This is a genomic window from Gillisia xinjiangensis (genome assembly GCF_046298265.1).
Taxonomy (GTDB): Bacteria; Bacteroidota; Bacteroidia; order Flavobacteriales; family Flavobacteriaceae; genus Gillisia; species Gillisia xinjiangensis.
Window position 1 is genome coordinate 89,554 of the sequence record NZ_JBKAHK010000004.1, and the last position, 20,791, is coordinate 110,344.

Sequence of the window (20,791 nt, forward strand, 5' to 3'; positions counted from 1 at the left end):
CTTTTTCACTTAATTTTCAAGCAATGTCCGATTTTCAGCATTTCAAACTATTTAAACCTTACGGATATTTAAGTCAGTTCGAAAATAATCAAACCACAAGAAAGAATAAAAAGAGACTTGGGGAATTGTTTGATTTTCCGGAAGGAACCATGGCAATTGGAAGGCTGGATGAAGATTCGGAAGGCTTGCTGTTTCTAACTACCGATGGACAAATGAGTCAAAAGGTTCGTAGCAAAAGAACCGAAAAGGAATATTACGTTCAGGTGGATGGCGCGATAACTTTAGCGGCCATTGAACGTTTAAAAAAGGGTGTAGAGATTGGGATTGGTGGTGAAAAGTATCTCACTAAAAACTGTGATGCCGTCAGGCTGGAGAGTCCACCAGATTTTCCAGAACGCGGCAAAAAAATTCGGGATGCCAGGCACGGACCAACAAGCTGGGTTTCTATTACTTTAACTGAAGGGAAATTCAGGCAGGTTAAAAAAATGACCGCCGCAGTTGGTTTCCCAACCCTTAGGCTTGTAAGGATTCGCATTGGGAATGAAGTGCTGGAAAGTATGAAGCCCGGAGAAGTAATACCTGTAACTTCCTTTTATTTATAAGAGACCAAAAACAGATTTGACTCAAAACTATTATGCATTCCCATCCCTGTCTTTTATCTCATAAAATGGACTGCCCGATCTGATTATTATTTAGAATAATAACCAAAAGCTTTTGCCTGAATGGTATCTGTTTCCATTTCTTCATCATGCAGTGTCCCGGGCAAAAATATAAATGGAATATATTGTATCTTTAAAAATCGAAAAATACTATGAAAACAACAATGACCATTTCCTCACCTTTTCCGGTTTAATTCTACAAATTTTAAATTCCAGATCAGCTGGTTATAAAAATTTATAAAGTTGGATGAATTTTTGCACTTGTAAGAAAGTCTTCCAGGTAATTATTACCAGGACACAGAGGAAACACTAAAAAACAACACATATTTAATCCCTAAAAGAATGAACTACAAGAAGAAATCAATAGGCTTAATAGTACTGCTCGCTTTGGGAACTTCCCCATTTTTGCAAACGAGTGCCCAGGAAAAACAACAAAAAACAGAAATGAAAGAACAAAGTGAACTGAATAACATTTTACTTAAAGAATGGCAAGGACCTTATGGAGGCGTTCCTGCTTTTGATCGAATGCAACTGGATAAATTACAGCCGGCTATGGAAAAAGCTATGGAACTGCATTTGCTGGAGATAGATCAAATAGCTGCTAACAAGGAAGCTCCGACTTTTGAGAATACCATTGTTGCTATGGAGAAAGCCGGAAAACCTCTGGACAGAGTATTTACCTATTATGGTATTTGGAGCAGTAATGTTTCTTCACCTGAATTCAGGGAAATTCAAACGGTTTTGGCTCCCAAAATTTCCGAATATTCTTCTAAGATCTCCCAGAACAAAGCACTTTTTGAACGTATCAAAGCAATTTACAACAGCTCCCAGCAAAATCCGTTGGAAGCTGATCAGCAACGGGTGGTTCAATTGATTTATGAAAATTTTGCGATGGAAGGCGCCGGATTGGATCCCGAAGCTAAAAAACGCTATGCAGAAATAAATATGGAACTTTCCAGACTTTATACTAAATTTTCAAGTAACGTTCTTGCAGATGAAGAAGGCTATGTGGTTTACCTTGAAAAAGACCAGCTAGATGGCTTGCCGGAATCCTTTATGAAAGCGTCGGCCAAAGCTGCAACCGATCGTGGAAATGAGGGAAAATATGCCATCATCAACACCAGATCCTCTATGGATCCTTTCTTAACGTATTCTGATGAAAGGGAATTACGGGAAAAGGTGTGGAATAATTATTATTCCCGTGGAGATAACAACGATGAGTTTGACAACAAAAAAATAATTTCTGAAATTCTAAAATTACGTGATGAACGGGTAGAATTGTTGGGGTATGAAAATTATGCCCAATGGCGATTACAAAACCGAATGGCCAAAAATCCTGAAAATGCCATGGATCTTATGGAGGCCGTTTGGCCTGCAGCCCTTGCCAGAGTAGATCAGGAGGTTGAGGATATGCAAAAAGTTGCGAATGCCGAAGGAAAAAATATCAGCATAAAGCCCTGGGATTACCGGTATTATGCCGAAAAAGTAAGAAAGGAAAAATATGATCTTGATTCAGATGAAGTAAAACAATATCTACAGCTGGAAAATCTTACACAAGCCTTGTTTTTCACTGCAGGAGAACTTTTTAATTATAAGTTCGAACCGGTTACGGAAGGAACTGTTCCTGTTTTCCATGAAGATGTAAAGGTTTGGGAAGTAACCGATAAAACCACTGGAGAAAATATAGGTTTATGGTACCTGGATCCTTTTGCAAGACAAGGAAAAAGATCTGGAGCCTGGGCGACAACTTACAGAAGTCATACGACTTTTGAAGGAAAAGAAAACGTCCTGGGATCAAACAATTCCAATTTTGTAAAACCAGCTGCCGGAGAGCCGGCATTGATCTCCTGGGATGATGCCACGACCTTTTTCCACGAATTTGGACATGCGCTTCATTTCTTTTCTTCCAATGTGAAATATCCAACTCTTAATGGAGGTGTTCGTGATTACACCGAGTTTCAATCGCAGTTATTAGAGCGTTGGTTATCTACAGACGAAGTTATTAACAGGTTCCTCCTTCATCATGAAACCGGAGAACCAATCCCGGCAGAATTGGTGGAAAAGATCAAAAAAGCTTCTACCTTCAATCAGGGATTTTCAACTACCGAATTTTTAGCTTCAGCATTGATGGATATGAAATATCATACCACAGATCCTGAGCTTATCGATCCTGAAACTTTTGAGAAAGAAACCCTGGACAAACTAAATATGCCAGATGAAATTGTGATGCGCCACCGCTCTCCACATTTTGGGCACGTGTTTTCCGGAGAGGGCTACGCAACCGGATATTACGGGTATTTATGGGCCGATGTTTTAACCTCCGATGCTGCAGAAGCATTTGAAGAAGCTCCCGGTGGATTCTACGATAAAGAGGTGGCTGCAAGATTGGTGAAATTTCTTTTCGCCCCAAGGAATTCCATGGATCCTGCAGAAGCCTATCGTCAATTCCGTGGAAGAGATGCCACGATTGATGCATTAATGCGGGACAGAGGTTTTCCTGTTCCTGAAAAGATGTAAAAAAACAACAGGTAAATTTTAAAAAACACCCGTGTCATTTAAAACTGATACGGGGTTTTTTTTGAGCTTTTATTTTTTAGGATATTTGTGGAAAACCAAATAGTTGTTTTTTCCTTTAACTGCAATGGAATTAAAAAATTAAAAACCCGACCTTTTAAAAAGATCGGGTTAAAATACCTGATAGAATTCTACAGTTAATTAAAAACTAACTACAGCAGTCCTATTTTTATTTTATTGTACTTGAGCCTCTTCAGTACTGGCAGAATCCACAGCTACTTCTTCAGCAGGAGTTTCTTCGATAACTTCAACCGGAGTTTCGGTTTCCATTAAATTAACTTCTGTATCTTCAGTTTTTTCAACTGTAGTTTCCTTACAAGAAGTAAAACTAAATACTAAAGCGATTGCAGCAAGAGTCAAAAATGATTTTTTCATTTTAAATAAATATTATTTGTTTTATCTGCCAAATGTATATGTTTTTTTGACACAAAATACATTATCAAGAAAATATTCAAATACCTGTTAAACACTTGATTTTATTGAGTTTTATTATTCCTTTTCCGTCCCAACCTTTATTTTTTCTACAGGATTTGTTCCGGAATCTGCCGGATTGGTTTCTCCGCCTTTCAAATACTTATCCAAAAACTGCAAAGTTCTCTCATAGGCCTCTATCTGGTTCTCTTTTTTAACAAAACCATGACCTTCGTCTTCAAACAATACATATTCAACAGGCACTCCGCTTTTTTGAACCCCTTCAACGATTTCATCAGATTCTACCTTAAGAACCCTTGGATCTTGTGAACCTTGCAATACCAATAAAGGTTTGGTTACTTTTTCTGTATGGAATAAGGGTGAGATCTTTTTTAAACGAATACTGTCCTGGGAATATGGATCGCCCATCTCCAGATATAACGCATCTTTAAAAGATTCCCACCAGGGTGGAATACTTTTTAAAGTGCGGATCCAGTTTGTTACTCCAAATAAATTCACCCCGGCATCAAATTCCTCGGGAGCAAAAGTAAGTGCTGCCATAGTCATAAACCCACCATAGGAACCTCCTATAATCCCAATTTTTCCCCCATCGATATCCTTTTGTTGGACTAACCAGTTTTTTCCTTCTATAACATCCTTTAAGTCTTCCTCTCCATGTTTTTGATCATCCATTTGATAGAAGGTTTTTCCATAACCACTGCTCCCCCGGTTATTTACCGCCAGCACAGCATATCCATGATTAACCAGGTATTGAATAAATGAACTAAAATTTTGTCTGGATTGGCCTCCGGGACCTCCATGCACCCATACAAGGGCCGGAACTTTATTCGCTTCCGAGGCGTTTAAAGGTTTGTAATACACCGCCGGGATTTCCAATCCGTCAAAAGAATTATACCGAATAATCTCTGCCTCTACCAGGTCCTCCTGTGCAATTTCTTCATTCAGAACATTGGTGAGTTTCGTAACTTCTTTTGTCTCCAGATTGTAAACATACAAGTTTGTAGGAGTATGGGACCCCCCTACATTGAGGACAGCCACTTTTTCATCCTTTGAAAATCCGATTCCGGTAATAAATTCATTTTCAAAATTAGGAAGCTCCAAATTTTCACCGGTTTCTGTATCCTGAACTTCTACTACATTTACAGCATCTTCATTAACATAAACAATACGATATTTTCCGTTTTTTGAAAATCCCATTCCCATGATATCCCATTTTTTCTCCAATACTTTTTCTGAAGTTTTGTTTGCGATATCATATTTCATCAAATAAGCAAACTCACTGCCCGCATCGGTGGTATAATAAAGAAAACGATCATCTTCAGAAAAATCCTGAGCAGCATTGGCATTTTTCTCCTGGTTGATTTTGGTTAGATTTTTATTTTTCAGATTGTATAAGTACAAATCAGAATCATTTGTATTTAAAGCTTTTGTTAGTGCTAGATAATTCCCATCATTGGATATTGCTGAAACTTCATATCCTTCATTATTCTCATAGACAATCTTAGGAGTAAAGCTTTCAATATCCATTTTATAAAGATCCATAAAGCGGCTGTCTCTTTGATTGCTTGCGTAGTAAAAGCTTTTATCATCATTTGCCCAGTTGTAAAAAATGGCCCGGGCATTTTTAGCCGGAGTCAGGCGCTGAATGCTGTCTCCCTTTTTTAAATACAATTTAAAAACCTCATCCCCATTATCATCCATCCGGAATAAAATACGGTCATCTTCAGGAAAATAGGAAATGGCATAAACGGAAGAACTGTCTGAATTTGTAATAGCCTTAAATTCTCCCCCGGCAACAGGAACTGTGTATATATTGAATATTCCAGACCGGTTACTGGTTACCAGCAGATTTGAATTATCCTGAGAAAAACTATTTCCAAATACAGTTTCATTGTCCATAAACTGCGCTATGGAATAAGTACCGATTTCCCTTTTCTCCTCCTTCTTCTCTTCCTTCTTACAGGAAAATAGAAAAATGAAAGACAGTATCAAAAAAATAAAATTTTTGTTCATAAATACCAATTTTAGATTATTAATAATTATTACCCCCTAAATTAGGGTAATAAATTGGAAATTATTGATTAATTTAATAGATATGATTAAGTATTCCTTTATTAATTTAGTTTAATTACGAATAAGACGGAACCTAACGTAACTTTAAATAATTAAATATGAAATATTCTGGGATTATAATATGACATAAATCATTTCAGCAATTTACCAACTTATATAGCTTTGATTATTTATTAACCGTGAAACGTATGAGTAAATCTTTAAATTTTTATTCAAATTTAAGAACTTTTTTTGAGGAGGTAGGAGCACTCGCGCGTTTTGCCGGCCGGTATTTCAGGGAAGTTTTATCTCCTCCTTTTGAATTTCGGGAATTGATAAACCAATGTTACAATATGGGTAATAAATCACTTTTGCTGGTTGGAGTAACAGGATTTATTTTAGGCTTGGTTTTCACTCTTCAATCCCGGCCAACACTACTGGAATTTGGTGCTGTTGCCTGGATGCCCTCAATGATAAGCATTTCCATTGTGAGGGAAATTGGCCCTGTGATTATTGCCTTGATATGTGCTGGACGCATTGGCTCTGGAATAGGGGCTGAACTTGGGTCTATGAAAGTTACTGAACAAATTGATGCCATGGAGGTTTCAGGAACAAATCCGTTCAAGTTTTTGGTGGTTACCCGGGTTTTGGCCGCCACCCTTATGCTTCCGGTACTGGTTATTTTCGGGGATTTTATCGCTTTGGTAGGATCTGCGATCATTGAAAACATCAAAGGAGGCGTTTCCCTTCAACTCTATTTCAATCAGGTTTTTGATGCCCTGGAATTTACAGACTTGCTCCCTGCTACTTTGAAGACCTTTTTCTTCGGATTTGCAATTGGCCTGGTTGGATGTTTTAAAGGATATAACAGCAAAAAAGGAACCGCCGGAGTTGGAGAGGCTTCAAATTCAGCAGTAGTTTATACCTCTATGTTATTATTTATTATAGATTTTATCGCTGTTTTTATTGCTGATATTTTCTATTAAGAATGCATGATATATGAAAAAAAATACTTCCCATACCACGGGTAAAGCCGTACTTGAAATAAATGACCTTTACAAAGGTTTTGGTGACCTTAAGGTTTTAAATGGTTTTAACCTAGTGTTGTATGAAGGAGAAAACCTTGTTATGATGGGAAAATCCGGTTCTGGAAAATCGGTAATGATAAAATGCATGGTTCGGCTTTTGGAGCCGGATAGCGGAAATATTAAGATTCTTGGGAAAGATATTTCCACTTTAAGTCATCAGGAAATGGATAAATTACGTACAGAAATAGGATTTTTATTCCAGGGCAGTGCTCTTTATGATTCCATGACCGTACGGGAAAATCTGGAATTTCCTCTTAGGCGGCATACCGATAAGTTCGATTTGAAAGACACAGACGAATTGGTGATGGAAGCCCTGAAAAATGTAGGATTGGAGCATACAGTTGATCTCATGCCCGAAGAACTTTCAGGAGGAATGCAACGGCGAATAGCTTTGGCCAGAGCATTAATTCTAAAGCCCAAGATAATTTTATATGACGAACCTACAACCGGACTAGATCCTATAACTTCCAAAGAAATTATAGAACTAATGAAGACAATACAGGAAAAATATAATACCTCATCGCTAATAATTACGCACGATGTGGATTGTGCAAGGGTTATTTCAAACCGGATGATCCTTTTGCTGGATGGAATAAATTATGTTGAAGGAACTTTTCAGGAATTATCCAATTCTGATGATCCCAAGACAAAAGCATTTTTTAAATAATTCTATTATGAGAAAGAATACATCACAAAATGTGCTCTTAGGCATATTTGTAGTTATTGGAATAATCCTCTTTTCACTCGGCGTTTATTTTATTGGGAGCAAGCAGAATCTTTTTGGAGAAAGCATAAGAATAAATTCTGTTTTTAAAAATGTATCAGGGCTTCAGCTAGGAAATAACGTACGCTTTGCGGGTGTAAATGTGGGTACTGTAAGGGAGATCGTAATCATTAATGACACCGCCATAAATATTAATATGGCGATTGAGATGAAAACAGCTAACCTTATAAGGAAAAGCTCTCTGGCAACTATTGGGTCGGATGGATTGGTGGGGAGTATGATCGTTAATATCTTACCGGGTGATAATTTTGAAAATGAAGTTGTAAAATCCGGGGATACAATAGCATCTATTAGCAAAATCGCTACTGTAGATATGTTAACCACCCTAAATACCACCAATGAAAATGCAGCTTTGCTAACTGCCGACCTACTTAAAATAACAAATGCAATAAATAATGGCGAAGGCCTTCTTGGTACGCTGCTTAAGGATGAGGATTTAGTAACCGATATAAAACTGAGCATCACAAATCTTCAAAGAACGAGCGAGGCTGGTTCAAGATCGATAGCTAAGCTTAACAACATTCTTTCTCAAATTGACTTAAAGGAAAGTGTAGCAGGAGTGCTCTTCAGTGATACAGTTTCAAAAGGAAAAATAGAAAACATCATTACCAATCTGGAAATATCTTCCCGGGAAATTGATTCCATATCCAAAAATTTAAATGAATTCTCCGTGAATTTAAGAGATGGGGAAGGTGCTGTAAACTACTTAATGCAGGATACCTCTTTTGTGAAAAATTTCGACAGCGCCATCCGGAATACGGAAGAGGGAAGTGAGAAATTCGACGAGATCATGGGGGCCATAAAACAAAGTTTTTTATTCCGGGGTTATTTCAGAAAACAGGAAAGGCGGGAACAGCGTTTCATTAAAGCTCAAGATACCATTAAGCAATAACCTTAAATGACCGACAACTTATTAATTTATCCAAACGTAAATTAAAGGGGATTCATATGAAAATAGAACATCTTGAAGAACGCGTAAATGAGTATAAAGATTCTATAAAAACGGTGATAGAAAAGCGTATTCTCTGGAATACCCAAATCAAAATTTTAATTACCAAAGTATTAAAGGATGCTGAGAAAACCTATAATATTGGATGGCGGGTGCAGGAATTAAACTGGATCCATACAAATGAAGCTGTAAATATCACCTTTGATTCTTTTCCACCGGAAATGATTGAAAAAACAAATCTCATACCTGCTTTTCAATTTTTAAAAGGAGGATCCCTGGTATTTTCTCAAATGTATAATGGAGATGTGGAAATCTTCATTGTATTTCCAATTATCGAAAATTGGAATGCCCTGGATGATGACCTTATAGAATTGGGCACCTACACTCCCATTCAGGTTACAGAAATATTGGTGACGGAAAAATTAGATGAATTCCTAAAGGAGATGATTAAATGGGAGGTGCCGCTTATTAAAACAAATTTAGGCTTTAGAACTCAGTAAAAATCAAAAACCTCGGGCAACCCCAAGAGGTATGAATTGGAGAATACTTTTAAAAATTCGAGGCAGGCCCGCCTGAAGGATTCGGGCAAGCCACGGAGAATTAAACCCTTAGTGAGGGGATTAAAATCGGCCGCCAACCCACCATTTTGGTTTATTGTAAGATTTAATCAACTTATACTTGATTATTGAATGTTCCTTAAGATATTCAGTCATTTCTTCAACAGAGTCGGTAATAAGAAGATTTTGGATATCTGCTTCATCAATATTTTTATTTTCATGCATCATGATAATATGAGTGATCAGGTCCTTATGATATTTCTTTCCAAAAAGCACCACTGGAAACCGGTTGATCATTTTTGTTTGAATCAATAAAAGCGATTCGAAAAATTCGTCTAAGGTGCCCAATCCACCTGGCATTACTATAAAAGCATAGGAATATTTTATTAGCATAACCTTTCTTACGAAAAAATAAGGAATAGTGATTTGTTTATGAAGATAGGGATTAGGAGCCTGTTCTTCCGGTAGGATAATATTACAGCCCACTGAAATTCCCCCTGCCTGAAAAGCGCCTTTATTTGCAGCTTCCATAATCCCAGGGCCACCACCGGTCATTACCGTGAATCCTAAATTGGCCAGCGCCTCTCCAATTTCCACAGCTTTTAGGTAATCATTACTTGTTTCTTTAAATCTTGCCGATCCAAAGACCGCTACACAAGGACCTAAAGAATGCATTTTTCTGAAACCTTTAATAAAACTCCAGGCAACCTTAATAGTAAACAACAAATTCTTGAACCTGGATCTTGGGCCCGACAAAAATTTTCTTTCCGCGGTTAAGAAAGGCAGCTTTGAATTATTATTTTTCATTTTGAAAGCGATAATCCCGTGGATTCTTCAGAATAAAATTAATACATAGGCTTTCATTTGCACGTGACAATTATCAGTTAAAATCCAGTATTATAATTGCCTTAACCGGATAACCCATTTATAAACTTCAAACCAGATGACGCTTGTAAACCCAACTCCAACTGAAATTGTGAACTGATATAAGGATAACGGACTTAATTTAAATAATGAAGCTACCGCTGGCTGATAGATAATAACCAACAACAAAACAAAACTCCCTGCAATAATTATCCAGATCAAAGGGTTTTTATACCGAAAAGTGCTCCACACCGAAAAATAAAATGACCTGTTCACAAGTGTTAGAAATATATTTGCAAAGATTAGGCTACTAAAAACCATGGTCCTTGTAATTGTTTCTCCATAGAAATTCTGAACAGAGAATTGGTAAATAAACAAGCAGCCTGCTGTAATGATCAAGCCCTGCAACACACTTCTTGAAAGCTCTCTCCATCTCAAAAATGTTAATTCCATAGATCGCGGAGGCTTTTTTAATTCGTTCTTTTCAAGCGGCTCATTTTCATAAATGATAGAACAGGTTGGCCCCATTATCAATTCCAAAAATATCACATGAATTGGTGTGAAAATCACAGGATAGATCCAACCTAAAACCAGGGGAAGAGCTACTGTTAAAATGATGGGAATATGGATAGATATGATATACTGAATGGCCTTTTTAAGATTAAAATAAATTTTGCGCCCCATCGCTACGCCATCCACCATTTTACCGAAATCATCATCAGATAAAATTAGAGAGGAGGATTCTTTGGCAATATCCGATCCTCGTTTCCCCATAGCAATCCCTATATGTGCAGCTTTTAAAGCCGGCGCATCATTTACTCCATCTCCGGTCATTCCCACAATTTGATTTTGATTTTTCAAACTATGAACTATTTTTAATTTCACCTCTGGAAATACACGTGTGAAAATATTGTTCTGTAATACTTTTTTATCAAATTCGGCGTCAGAAAGTTTCATGAGCTCCTCCCCTGTCAACACCTCCTCCTCATTCCTGAAACCTACCTGTTTTGCAATGGCCAGGGTTGTTAAACTATTATCGCCGGTTATAATTTTGATCTTTATTCCGGCATCATATAAGGTATCCAAGGTGTTTTTAATATTCTTTTTTGGGGGATCGTAAAAACCGAGTAACCCCAGGAATTCAAAAGGAAATTCCTCCTGGGTTTCAGGAAAATCGTTTCCTGAAAACTGTGCTTCTCCTACCCCCAGGACCCTCAAACCCTGGGAAGCGAAATCGGAAACCTCTTTTAAGATTCCATCGCTTTCATCCTGACTGAGATTTGCATGGGCGATCACAGCTTCAGGAGCACCTTTTACAGCTATTTTTCGATCCCCTGATGAATTTTCAAAAATGTGGGTCATCATAGGTGGTTTACCTCCCAATGGATATTCATGGATCATCTTGTAGGAAGTACGTTCGTCTTCTCCTCCATACTTTTGATATGCCTCGTGCAGGGATTTTTCCATTGGATCAAAAGGAACCGATTCGCTTGACCACATCCCGATGGATATAATTTTATAAAATTCCGGTAGATCCCAATTTTTTTTATCGGAAATCTTTTTTGTATTATGCTCATAGATTTTATACAAATCCATTTTGTTTTGGGTGATGGTACCGGTTTTATCTGTACACAAAACAGTGGCCGAACCAAGGGTTTCTATGGTTTGGGTATGCCTGACTATAATTCCGAGTTTCATTAATCTATAAGCCCCAAGTGCCATAAAAGTTGTAAAAGCAACCGGGATTTCTTCCGGAAGTACGGACATTGAGATGGTTAGTCCTTTTAGAAGGCTTTCCAAAAGATCCCGGGTGTTATAATAACTTAAACCCCAGATCAACAGGAAAACAAACACTCCCCAGAGCGCCATTTGTTTTACAAACCTTGAAATCTGCTTTTGTAGTGGGGATTTCATTTTATGAATATCGCCTAGTGAAGCGTCTATTTTACCCAATTTTGTGCTCGGTCCAACCTGGGTTACCTTATAAACACATTGTCCCGATATTACGGAAGTTCCCTGATACACATTGTTGTCTTCCTTCGCAGCAATTCCTTTAGTTACGCTGAAAGATTCTCCGGTAAGGACAGACTCATTTACCAAAAAGTCATTGAGTTGCAGAACTCTTCCGTCCGCGGTAATCATTTCTCCTTCATTTACAACTGCGATATCCTCAACGACTATTTCTTCTGATTTTACTTTGATAATCTTATCTTCCCGAATAACAGAAGTTAGGCTTTGGGTATATTCCTTAAGGGCGTTGAGGGCTTTACGAGATCGGGCATTTTGAAAGAAGGAGATAGCAGAAATAAGGATAATCGCTCCTAATAAAAAAAAGCCTTCGGTAAATTCCTGAAGTATAAAATAGATGGTAGAGGTTACCGCAAGTAAAATAAACATAGGCTCCAGCACAATCTCCTTTATAGCTGAGAGAAAATACCCTGAATCCCGGTCTTTCCCTGTATTTTCTCCATGTTTCAATCGGGATTCCTTGACTTCCTCAGCAGAGAGACCTTTAAAAGTGAACGGATTTTGATTTTTCATTTTGATAAAAATCACGAATGCAAATAGCTACATCTATATGTATTGTTTAAATGGACATATCTAGGTTTACAGGCAGGTATCACATTCCTATATTCAATCCTAAGAATGAGCGGAGATATTCTCCTGAAATCTTCAGATTAGCAGGAATTAAATATTGCTCATTTTCCATCTTTTCAGATCCGGCAGTATCCTAATAATCTGTTGTGCTTCCTCCAGAGAAATTTCATTGTGAATTTCAGCCATTTCAAGAAGTTTGATCTCCAGTTCATGAAGGCTCAGGGAGTGATCCACAAATTCGCCATTTTTGAAACAATTAATGCAATAATCCAAGTTTTTAGAATTATCACGATTTGTTCCACTGGTTTCAATGGTAAAGGGTAATCCACAACTTTGACAAATAGCTGGTTTCATCTATAATAGTATTGGTTAAGAAAACATAATTATATAAGTATTTTGTCTCTAAAGGATCGCTTTTAATTCAGAAAGCATTATCAATTCCGATTTATTTTTTCCTGAAAAAGAAGATGCTATTTGGTCGGCGGTTTTCCATATCAATTTATTGATACCGGGAGTAAAGAATTCTTCATGGTCTTTTTTAAAATCTTTAAAATCATTAAAAGCACTAAAAGCCGAAGGTTCATTCTCATCAAGCCAATCAAAAATGATCTCGATAAGATAGGCTGCATCCGATCCATATTCATCCTTAAAATCATCTACATCCAGCCACTCCTCTTTAACTATATTTTTCAGTGCGTTCTTTTCTTCTTCACGAACCACTTTATCTGATGCAGCTACTGCATAAAATAACTTTCCCAGATTTTGATATAATTTTTGAATACCCTGCATATTTGCATTTTTTTTAAAAACAAAGTTAATATCGACATTAAAAGTAAATTGAAGATACAAGAAATTATATGACAAATATCACTTTTGAAGCGCTGTAATTTATAATAAAATAATGGACGCCAATAAACACGGGCGTTCACAAATCAATAAATTTCCTAAAAAAAAGCCGAAGAATTAAAAAAACTGTGTATATTTAAAACATTATTATTACCCTTTCCCCCACTTTCAAAACCCCACCGAAAGTATTATTACCCCTATTCATTTATTCAGAAATATTTCTATGAATTTTCTAAAAAAAAGGGAAGATGAAAACTGTATTGCTAATAGAAGACGACAAGTTGTTAAGAGAGAATACCACCGAAATATTGCAATTATCAAATTACAATGTACTCGCTGCAGAAAACGGTAAAACCGGGGTTAAGATTGCACTTCAAAACCGACCAGACATTATTGTTTGTGATATTATGATGCCAAAATGGGATGGATTCAAAGTTTTTAATGTGTTAAACCAAAAGGAAACCACAAGAAGAATTCCTTTCATTTTTATGTCGGCCAAATCGGAAGAGAAGGATATAAGATCAGGAATGAACCTTGGAGCCGATGATTATATAAGTAAACCTTTTAAAGAAACTGATCTTCTGAACAGCATCGATAGCCGTTTGAAAAAACTAGCCCAATTAAAGTATGCTCCAAAACAGAAATCTGCAGAACTTCCTGAAATTAAACTGGCTTCCCTTTTTGAATTTAAAGATTATATTAAATCCTTAAGAGATGAGGTCAATTTAGGTAAAAATAAAGTGATCTATAAAGAACAAAAAAATGCCAATTATGTCTATTTAACCGAAGAAGGTATGGTTAAAAATTACCGAATGGATGAATATGGCAAGGAACTTATAACCGGTCTTTATAAAAGCGGAGATCTCTTTGGGTTTTATTCTTTTAATAATCCAGCCCGTTATTCAGAAACAGCCACGGCTTTGGAAGATGGATTGGCTTACAGAATATCAAATTTGCATTTCAGGGAAATATTGTCTCACAATCCCCTTTTAACAATGGAATTAGCCGAGTTGCTTTCGGATAATCTATCTGCTCTAAAATCACATTTATTGGAAATGGCCTATGCATCGGTATTGAAGAAAACCAGTAATACAATTTTAAAATTTGCCGCAAAAATGCACGATAAACATCGTGATTCGATAAATATTTCGAGGAGTGATCTTGCAAGTGTTGCTGGAATTTCTACGGAAAGTCTTATAAGGAGTCTTTCATTATTAAAAAAAGACCGGTTAATCGATATAGATGGCAGAAATATTAAAATATTAAATTTACAGAAGCTATATGGTGTAAAGTAAAACTTAAATTAAAATGATTAAAATGTTAAACCTCAGTCAGTTGAGATATATCATATATTTTTAATCAAAAGTGTATTATCTTAGTACTAATCAAAAAATAAATTTGATCTTGAGTACTTTGGGGGAGGAAAAAGATCAAATTTAAGGAGTAAACAGTACACAGTTTAATCGCGAATTTAACAATTCATAGAGGATTAAAATAGTCCTTAATGGTTACGTAAGTGATACCTAAGAACTCCTACTAAAAAGCAGGAAACTTTAGTTTTCTGCTTTTTTATTTTATATACGCCTGGATGAAATAAATTCGTATTAGAAAATCTCTCTAAATAATAAAGAAAATTGAAAATTTTAAAAAAATGAGGTAACTAAACAGGAGTCATATAAAACCTTTGGATTATTTGAAATGTTAAACTTATTGAATATGACTTATATCATTGATTTTAAAAACCCAAATAATTAATTTAGTTGTGTTGAAAAAATAGAATTGTTTATTTAAGTTCAGAAATTGACATTTGGTTTTTCAGTACCATTAGGAGTGAAAAAATCAAATTTAGAAGATGTTAAATACACTCTAATCGGAGACTCAAAATATTGCACTTGTTGCAATGCTATTGACCTTCATAAAATGTTTAGAAGTGAAATTAATATCTTCTTAAGGAAACGGGAGGCTTCGGTCTCCCGCTTCTATTTTAAATAAATTTCTGGAATCTAATTTGAGAACTAAGGATCTAATTAGGTTAAATGTTAAAATTAAGCTATCTGAGATATATCATATTTTTTTACCAAAAGAGAATGTAAATTAGTATAACTTAAAATTGATAATTTATCTTTTAGGGGATCAAAAAACTAATATTCGATTCTTCAAAGCCTTTTGGAATTGAAGATCGAATTGAGAAGATGTCAAAGGTACTTTAACCGAATAACCAGATTTTTATATTAAGTTGTAAGATTGTTGATATTCATTAAGTTATTAGTACACTTAATATCTTCTTAAGGAAACGGGAGGCTTAGGCTTCCCGTTTCTATTTTATGTTGATGTTGCAATTTAATTTTGAATACCAGAAATATCCATGGTGAATGTTAAAATTTCAATAGATGAGATATATCATATTTTAATTGTTTTAAAAATCTTTACTTCGGGTTATAGAAATTAGTGGAGTCAAAACACAGTTTAATCGCAAATTTGAAAATTTATAGAGGATATTATACTCCTTAATGGTTACGTAAGTGAACTTAAAACTCCAAAAGAAGCAGTAAGCTAATACTTTCTGCTTCTTTTTTTTATGCTTTAAATTAATTTTTTTAATACTAAAGTTAAATTTGCATTTTGACTTTCAATAATTCTCACCTGGGGGAGGTACTTAAGGGGGGTATTAAAAAAACACTGTCCAGGTTTTCAACCTTATTGCCTTACGCCACAAATTAAATCGACAATAAATTCTTACATTGACTCAATTACACCTTAAAAATCAGGGTTAAAATAATTCATTCAAAATGATGTTATACTTCCTGATTCTATTTATTGGAAGATTCATATTCTTTTCTCTATTTTAGACAAATGCTAATTTGTATTTTTGAAAAAAATTTCCATCAATATTCATGGCCAACAAAAAAAATTCTACAAAAAAAAACGGTACCGCAAAATCCAAAAAGCCGGGTTTTAAAATAAGCAGACAACAAAAAGTGGTTTTGGGTAGTTTTTTAATGCTTTTGGGACTTGCTTTGTTTATAGCATTCATTTCATTTCTGTTTAATTGGCAGGCAGATCAAAGTACCTTGAGTGAACTGGGAAACCGGGAAGTGGTCTCCAAAAACTGGATGCGCAAATTTGGAGCAGCCATAAGTGACTTTTTTATTTATAAGGGATTTGGTGTTTCTGCATTTATTGTTGCCGGACTTATTACCTTGACCGGTTTTTATCTTTTTTTTGGATATCAGCTTAAAAACCTGTTTTTATATTGGTTCTGGGGAATCCTATTAATGCTTTGGTGGGCCGTTTTCTTCGGTTTTTTCGCAGAACTTAGTGAACTGCTTGGCGGTCGTGTAGGCTATGAACTCAACGATTATTTACAGGATTATATAGGATTTGCAGGAACCTTATTGCTCCTCACCTTCCTTCTAATCACTTATCTTGCAATTCGCCTTAAAATTTCTCCGGAAATGGTCGGCCAATACCTCAAAAATCAGAAAAAACAGATCAAAACAGATTTTGACTCTTCAAACCCTTCAGCTAAAATCACTTCCGAAGAAAAAGACTGGGTATCTGAAGCGGCTAAGGAGAAGGGAAAAATCAAAGAAGAACCTAATACCAAAATCGACTTTTCAATTTCAGAAGGAAAGAAAAAAGAAGTTTCAAAGACGAAGGTTACTTCTCCCGAAGTTGAAGTGAAAATGGAAGTGGAAACTCCAGAGGAAGAGGAAGAAGAAGTCGATACGCTTAGCAGCAAACTAATCAGGGATTTTGGCGAATTTGATCCTACTCTTGAACTTAAAAACTACAAGTGGCCAACCATAGATCTTCTTAAAGATTATAACATCAATAGTGGAGGAATTACGGTAGATCAGGAAGAACTTGAAGAAAATAAAAATAAAATTGTTGAAACCCTTAAGAATTACAAAATTGAAATCGCACAAATAAAAGCTACTGTTGGACCAACAGTAACCTTATATGAGATTGTTCCCGAGGCAGGAATAAGGATCTCCAAAATAAAAAATCTGGAAGACGACATTGCGCTTTCCCTTTCTGCGCTTGGTATCAGGATCATAGCACCTATCCCTGGAAAAGGAACTATAGGGATTGAAGTGCCTAATAAAAATTCCACCATAGTTTCTATGCGTTCTGTAATAGCTTCGCCAAAATTTCAGAATGCTGAAATGGAGCTGCCACTGGCCCTCGGGAAAACTATTTCCAACGAAACCTTTGTTGTAGACCTTGCAAAAATGCCGCACTTACTTATGGCGGGTGCCACAGGACAGGGGAAATCTGTTGGATTAAATGCGATTCTTGCATCACTTTTATATTGCAAACACCCAGCAGAAGTCAAGTTTATACTGGTAGATCCCAAGAAAGTGGAATTAACGCTTTTCAATAAAATTGAGCGCCATTACCTTGCTAAATTACCAAATACGGATGATGCCATAATCACCGATAATACGAAGGTTATAAACACGCTTAATTCCTTATGTATTGAAATGGATGACCGCTACAACCTTCTAAAGGATGCAATGGTTCGTAATATCAAGGAGTACAATGTGAAATTTAAAGCAAGGAAACTAAATCCTGAAAACGGACATAAATTTCTTCCTTACATCGTTTTGGTTATTGATGAATTTGCCGATCTAATCATGACTGCCGGGAAGGAAGTGGAAACTCCCATCGCCCGTTTGGCCCAACTGGCCAGGGCCATAGGAATTCACCTCATCATCGCCACTCAAAGACCTTCTGTAAACGTGATAACGGGAATCATAAAAGCTAATTTCCCGGCGCGAATTGCCTTTAGGGTGACCTCAAAAATAGATTCCAGGACGATTTTAGACAGTTCAGGAGCCGATCAGTTAATTGGGCGGGGAGATATGTTATTTACTCAGGGAAATGATTTAATAAGACTCCAATGTGCATTTGTAGACACCCCGGAAATTGAAAAGATCACGGAATTTATTGGATCTCAAAAAGCCTATCCAGATGCTCATTTATTGCCCGAATACGATGGGGAGGAGAGTGGCACAAGTCTTGATATTGATGTTAGCGAGCGCGATAAATTGTTTCGGGAAGCAGCCGAAACAATTGTAGTAGCCCAACAGGGATCAGCCTCTTTGCTTCAAAGAAAACTGAAATTAGGTTACAACAGAGCAGGTAGGATTATCGACCAACTGGAAGCCGCGGGGATCGTAGGTCCTTTTGAGGGAAGCAAGGCAAGGCAGGTTTTGATCTCTGATATGGTGTCGCTGGATAAATTATTAAATAATGAGATCAACAATTAAAAAAATCAAAATGAAAAAATTAAGCATTCTTATACTTGCTGTAATGAGCGTTTTCTCAATAAATGCACAGAATTCAGATAAGGCAAATAAACTGTTGAACGAGGTTTCGGCTAAAGTCAAATCCTATGATAATATGGTGATAGATTTTAAATATTCACTTGAAAATGCTTCAGAAAATGTAAGTCAGGAAACCCGCGGAGATGTTAGTATCAATGGCGAAAAATATGTTTTGAACCTTATGGGCACCACTCAGTTATTCGATGGTAAAAAGATTTACACCATCATTCCGGAAGATCAGGAAATAAATATTTCCACCTATGTAGAAGAAGATGAAAATAACATCACCCCATCTAAAATGTTTACTTTTTATGAAGATGGATACACCTACAAATGGGATATAGCCCAGGATATAAAGGGAAGAAAAATTCAATACATCAACCTTACGCCTATTGACTCCAATGCCGATGTGAAAAATATTCTTTTGGGTATTGATAGTGAGACAAAACATATTTACAATTTGATCCAAACCCAGGAGAATGGTACAAAAATCACCATCACCGTAAAAAGTTTTAAAACAAATCAACCTTTAGCTAAAAACCTTTTCAGCTTTGGTGAGGATCGTTATAAGGACTTTTACATCAATCGCCTGGATTAATTTTGAAGATATTAGACAGATATATACTGGTAAGTTATTTAAAAACCTTCATTGTGGTTTTTACAATCCTGATGTTCATCTTTGTACTCCAAACAATCTGGTTGTACATAGGTGAACTTGCCGGTAAAGATCTGGATGTAGGCATTATCATGAAATTCCTGCTTTATTTTTCTCCTAAATTGGTCCCGCTTGTTCTACCATTAACCATTTTATTGACTTCCATAATGACCTTTGGAAGTTTTGCAGAAAATTATGAATTTGCCGCGATGAAATCATCCGGTATCTCCCTGCAAAGAGCCATGAGGGGCCTTACCTTTTTCATTGTTTTTGTGAGTTTAATCGCTTTCTTTTTCGCAAATAATGTCATCCCCGCTGCCGAATTTAAATCCATCAATCTCCGAAAAAATATAGCTCAATTAAAACCTGCGATGGCAATTTCAGAAGGGATTTTTAATGAAATAGGAGATTTCAATATTAAGGTTGATAAAAAAACCGGAGATAACGATCAGTTTTTAAATGATGTTATCATTCATCAGAGATCCAGTCGCGGGGGCAATTACACAGTAATTAAGGCGAATAAGGGAGAATTGGCGGGAAGTACAGATTCTGAAATACTTTCGTTGATATTAAGAGACGGGAATTATTACGATGAAATTCAGCAAAAGGATCCTGCAAAACGAGCCAATAAGCCTTTCACTAAAAGTTATTTTGAAGAATACATTATCAATATTGATCTATCTACATTCAATAATGTAGACCTTGAAGATGAAAATTACCGAAATTCTCAGGGAATGCTCAAAATTTCTGAACTCAACCAAAGTATCGACTCCTTATCGAACTCTTATAATGAGGAGATGAATAAATTTGCAGATATTATGTATCGCAGAACCGGTGCAACACTATTCGCTGCAAATCTCAATCCTAAAGATACCACCTCCCTCGAAATTGGGAATCCCATACTGGATTTATATGAAACAGACAATGGTTTGAAAGTTGTAAATCTGGCATTGGGAACGGTTAACGCCGGTATATCAAATATCACCATCAAAAAGCAGGAATTTAAAGCCAGTGCCAAACAACTCAATAAATTTGAGATCGCATTGCATGAAAAATACGCATTGGGCGCTGCCTGCATCGTATTGTTTTTTGTAGGAGCCCCATTGGGTGCTATCATTCGCAAAGGCGGAATGGGATTACCAATGGTAATTGCCATTTTAATGTTCCTCACTTATCATTTTATTGGGATTTTCGCTAAAAACAGCGCGCAGGAAGGATCTATGAGTCCATTTCTTGCTACCTGGCTCTCCACGTTGGTAATGCTTCCGTTGGGAGTATTCTTCACCTACCGTGCAACAACAGACCAGGGACTGCTTGCATTTGGAAACTTTGTTCGACCATTTCAGAAGCTGATCAAAAAATTAAGTTCAGGTAAGAAGGAAACAAAATAGATTTAAATA

16 protein-coding genes are annotated in these 20,791 nt (G+C 36.3%); 10 read left to right on the forward strand and 6 right to left on the reverse strand.

Features of this window, described 5'->3' with window-relative positions; all coding sequences use genetic code 11:
• Nucleotides 1-23: 23 nt before the first annotated feature.
• Nucleotides 24-602, forward strand: a complete 579-nt coding sequence (locus ACKGJN_RS07905) for a pseudouridine synthase (protein ID WP_409538929.1) — start codon at nucleotides 24-26, stop codon at nucleotides 600-602.
• Nucleotides 603-1,001: 399 nt separating this feature from the next.
• Entirely contained in the window at nucleotides 1,002-3,176 is a 2,175-nt protein-coding gene (locus ACKGJN_RS07910; RefSeq protein WP_409538930.1) for a M3 family metallopeptidase, read from the forward strand.
• A gap of 231 nt (nucleotides 3,177-3,407) precedes the next feature.
• On the opposite strand, the gene ACKGJN_RS07915 is transcribed toward ACKGJN_RS07910, so the two are convergent.
• Both ACKGJN_RS07915 and ACKGJN_RS07920 read right to left on the reverse strand, forming a co-directional pair.
• Nucleotides 3,408-3,608 (reverse strand): hypothetical protein, encoded by a 201-nt coding sequence (locus ACKGJN_RS07915; protein WP_409538931.1) that lies wholly within the window; start codon nucleotides 3,606-3,608, stop codon nucleotides 3,408-3,410.
• Between the two features lie 114 nt (nucleotides 3,609-3,722).
• The gene (locus ACKGJN_RS07920) at nucleotides 3,723-5,678 is read right to left on the reverse strand and encodes a S9 family peptidase (protein WP_409538932.1); all 1,956 of its coding nucleotides are present in this window, start codon (nucleotides 5,676-5,678) and stop codon (nucleotides 3,723-3,725) included.
• Nucleotides 5,679-5,926: 248 nt separating this feature from the next.
• Here ACKGJN_RS07920 and ACKGJN_RS07925 point away from each other — a divergent pair, with 248 nt between their 5' ends.
• From ACKGJN_RS07925 to ACKGJN_RS07940, 4 genes are read left to right on the forward strand one after another with little or no spacing between them, the layout of a single operon-like run.
• Nucleotides 5,927-6,703: an MlaE family ABC transporter permease gene (locus ACKGJN_RS07925; RefSeq protein WP_409538934.1), complete on the forward strand. Its 777-nt coding sequence runs from the start codon at nucleotides 5,927-5,929 to the stop codon at nucleotides 6,701-6,703.
• A gap of 13 nt (nucleotides 6,704-6,716) precedes the next feature.
• The gene (locus tag ACKGJN_RS07930) at nucleotides 6,717-7,472 is read left to right on the forward strand and encodes an ABC transporter ATP-binding protein (protein ID WP_409538935.1); all 756 of its coding nucleotides are present in this window, start codon (nucleotides 6,717-6,719) and stop codon (nucleotides 7,470-7,472) included.
• 7 nt (nucleotides 7,473-7,479) lie between these two features.
• Entirely contained in the window at nucleotides 7,480-8,481 is a 1,002-nt protein-coding gene (locus tag ACKGJN_RS07935; RefSeq protein ID WP_409538936.1) for an MlaD family protein, read from the forward strand.
• Nucleotides 8,482-8,537: 56 nt separating this feature from the next.
• On the forward strand, nucleotides 8,538-9,038 hold the full coding sequence (locus ACKGJN_RS07940; RefSeq protein WP_409538937.1) for a hypothetical protein: 501 nt from the start codon (nucleotides 8,538-8,540) through the stop codon (nucleotides 9,036-9,038).
• A 120-nt stretch (nucleotides 9,039-9,158) separates the two neighbouring features.
• Here the strand turns inward: ACKGJN_RS07940 and ACKGJN_RS07945 are convergent, their stop codons facing one another.
• From ACKGJN_RS07945 to ACKGJN_RS07960, 4 genes are all read right to left on the reverse strand, one after another.
• Nucleotides 9,159-9,818, reverse strand: coding sequence for an LOG family protein (locus ACKGJN_RS07945; RefSeq protein ID WP_409538938.1), 660 nt, complete (start codon nucleotides 9,816-9,818; stop codon nucleotides 9,159-9,161).
• Between the two features lie 174 nt (nucleotides 9,819-9,992).
• Nucleotides 9,993-12,500, reverse strand: a complete 2,508-nt coding sequence (locus ACKGJN_RS07950; protein ID WP_409538939.1) for a cation-translocating P-type ATPase — start codon at nucleotides 12,498-12,500, stop codon at nucleotides 9,993-9,995.
• Nucleotides 12,501-12,647: 147 nt separating this feature from the next.
• Nucleotides 12,648-12,911, reverse strand: a complete 264-nt coding sequence (locus ACKGJN_RS07955) for a zinc ribbon domain-containing protein (RefSeq protein WP_409538940.1) — start codon at nucleotides 12,909-12,911, stop codon at nucleotides 12,648-12,650.
• Nucleotides 12,912-12,959: 48 nt separating this feature from the next.
• Nucleotides 12,960-13,346 (reverse strand): hypothetical protein, encoded by a 387-nt coding sequence (locus ACKGJN_RS07960; protein ID WP_409538941.1) that lies wholly within the window; start codon nucleotides 13,344-13,346, stop codon nucleotides 12,960-12,962.
• A 305-nt stretch (nucleotides 13,347-13,651) separates the two neighbouring features.
• Between ACKGJN_RS07960 and ACKGJN_RS07965 the strand changes: the two genes are divergently transcribed.
• The 4 genes from ACKGJN_RS07965 to ACKGJN_RS07980 all read left to right on the forward strand — a co-directional run bounded on the left by ACKGJN_RS07965 (nucleotide 13,652) and on the right by ACKGJN_RS07980 (nucleotide 20,782).
• On the forward strand, nucleotides 13,652-14,698 hold the full coding sequence (locus tag ACKGJN_RS07965; RefSeq protein ID WP_409538942.1) for a response regulator: 1,047 nt from the start codon (nucleotides 13,652-13,654) through the stop codon (nucleotides 14,696-14,698).
• Between the two features lie 1,599 nt (nucleotides 14,699-16,297).
• On the forward strand, nucleotides 16,298-18,679 hold the full coding sequence (locus tag ACKGJN_RS07970; RefSeq protein ID WP_409538943.1) for a DNA translocase FtsK: 2,382 nt from the start codon (nucleotides 16,298-16,300) through the stop codon (nucleotides 18,677-18,679).
• Between the two features lie 10 nt (nucleotides 18,680-18,689).
• Nucleotides 18,690-19,334, forward strand: a complete 645-nt coding sequence (locus tag ACKGJN_RS07975) for a LolA family protein (protein ID WP_409538944.1) — start codon at nucleotides 18,690-18,692, stop codon at nucleotides 19,332-19,334.
• Nucleotides 19,335-19,336: 2 nt separating this feature from the next.
• A complete protein-coding gene (locus ACKGJN_RS07980; RefSeq protein ID WP_409538945.1) occupies nucleotides 19,337-20,782 on the forward strand; it encodes an LptF/LptG family permease in 1,446 nt (481 codons plus the stop codon).
• Nucleotides 20,783-20,791: the final 9 nt, after the last annotated feature.

What these genes read in the sequence shown, in the direction of transcription:
- ACKGJN_RS07910 (WP_409538930.1), top strand. Translation starts at nt 1,002, where the DNA reads ATGAACTACAAGAAGAAATCAATAGGCTTAATAGTACTGCTCGCTTTG.
- ACKGJN_RS07955 (WP_409538940.1), bottom strand. Translation starts at nt 12,911, where the DNA reads ATGAAACCAGCTATTTGTCAAAGTTGTGGATTACCCTTTACCATTGAA.
- ACKGJN_RS07965 (WP_409538942.1), top strand. Translation starts at nt 13,652, where the DNA reads ATGAAAACTGTATTGCTAATAGAAGACGACAAGTTGTTAAGAGAGAAT.
- ACKGJN_RS07920 (WP_409538932.1), bottom strand. Translation starts at nt 5,678, where the DNA reads ATGAACAAAAATTTTATTTTTTTGATACTGTCTTTCATTTTTCTATTT.
- ACKGJN_RS07970 (WP_409538943.1), top strand. Translation starts at nt 16,298, where the DNA reads ATGGCCAACAAAAAAAATTCTACAAAAAAAAACGGTACCGCAAAATCC.
- ACKGJN_RS07960 (WP_409538941.1), bottom strand. Translation starts at nt 13,346, where the DNA reads ATGCAGGGTATTCAAAAATTATATCAAAATCTGGGAAAGTTATTTTAT.
- ACKGJN_RS07975 (WP_409538944.1), top strand. Translation starts at nt 18,690, where the DNA reads ATGAAAAAATTAAGCATTCTTATACTTGCTGTAATGAGCGTTTTCTCA.
- ACKGJN_RS07950 (WP_409538939.1), bottom strand. Translation starts at nt 12,500, where the DNA reads ATGAAAAATCAAAATCCGTTCACTTTTAAAGGTCTCTCTGCTGAGGAA.
- ACKGJN_RS07940 (WP_409538937.1), top strand. Translation starts at nt 8,538, where the DNA reads ATGAAAATAGAACATCTTGAAGAACGCGTAAATGAGTATAAAGATTCT.
- ACKGJN_RS07905 (WP_409538929.1), top strand. Translation starts at nt 24, where the DNA reads ATGTCCGATTTTCAGCATTTCAAACTATTTAAACCTTACGGATATTTA.
- ACKGJN_RS07915 (WP_409538931.1), bottom strand. Translation starts at nt 3,608, where the DNA reads ATGAAAAAATCATTTTTGACTCTTGCTGCAATCGCTTTAGTATTTAGT.
- ACKGJN_RS07930 (WP_409538935.1), top strand. Translation starts at nt 6,717, where the DNA reads ATGAAAAAAAATACTTCCCATACCACGGGTAAAGCCGTACTTGAAATA.
- ACKGJN_RS07925 (WP_409538934.1), top strand. Translation starts at nt 5,927, where the DNA reads ATGAGTAAATCTTTAAATTTTTATTCAAATTTAAGAACTTTTTTTGAG.
- ACKGJN_RS07935 (WP_409538936.1), top strand. Translation starts at nt 7,480, where the DNA reads ATGAGAAAGAATACATCACAAAATGTGCTCTTAGGCATATTTGTAGTT.